Consider the following 896-nt stretch of genomic DNA (forward strand, 5'->3'; position numbering starts at 1 on the left):
TGCGCGGTGATTTTCGTGTCGATGTGGGAGCGTTCATGCGACAGGGCGCGTCTGTCGAGCGCATTGCGCGCCGGGCCACGCGCCGGTGATTCGTTCGATCACCCCGCGGACTTGCCGGGCTGAATCGTCGTGCCGCACTCAGTGCGTCGTAATGGAGTCGAGTCCCGTCGACGTCACGACCGGCTGGACCTCGGGCGACGCGAGATAGTCGAGCAACGCCTTCGCTTCGTTCGGATGCTGCGCGCCCACAGGAATGCCGGCGGCAAAGCGGGTGACCGATTGCATCGACTCGGGAATCTTGCCGACGAACGCGGCGCCCTTCACCGGAAGAAGCTCGCTGACTTGCTGGAATCCCACTTCGTAATCGCCATTGGCGACGACCGACGCCACCGGAATCTTCGGGATCATTTTCGCCCTGGCCTTCACCTGGTCCTCGATGCCGAGCCGCTTGAACAACTCACGTTCGATATAGACGCCGCTTGCGCTGTCGGAATAGGCGATCGATTTCGCGTGCAGCAGGGTTTGCTTCAATCCATCGACGGAGCCGACATCGGGTTTCGGCGCGCCGTCGCGCACGACCGCCCCGATACGCGAGTCCGCGAGCTCGACGCGCGATCCGGGCACGACCTTGCCTTCTTTGATGAGCTCGTCGAGCGCGTAGCCGACCATGATCACCACATCGGCGGGCTCGCCGCGTTCGAGCCGGTTCGGGATGGCTTCCGGCGATTTACCCATCGACGGTCCCAGTGCGGTATCGAGCGTATTGCCCGTTGTTGCCGCGAACCTGGGTCCGAGCACTTTATAGGCGGCGGTGAATCCGCCCGAACTCATGACGTGCAGTTCGGCCGCTTGCACGCTCGTGCAGGCAAGCGTGGCGGGAAGCAGCGCAGCGATAC

The 896-nt window shown here is 63.6% G+C and carries 1 protein-coding gene; it reads right to left on the reverse strand.

Going from position 1 to position 896, the window contains the following annotated elements; translation table 11 throughout:
• Positions 1–138: 138 nt before the first annotated feature.
• Positions 139–894, reverse strand: a complete 756-nt coding sequence (locus AWB74_RS44910; RefSeq protein WP_087039605.1) for a substrate-binding domain-containing protein — start codon at positions 892–894, stop codon at positions 139–141.
• Positions 895–896: the final 2 nt, after the last annotated feature.

Source organism: Caballeronia arvi, from assembly GCF_001544695.2.
GTDB classification, from domain to species: domain Bacteria; phylum Pseudomonadota; class Gammaproteobacteria; order Burkholderiales; family Burkholderiaceae; genus Caballeronia; species Caballeronia arvi.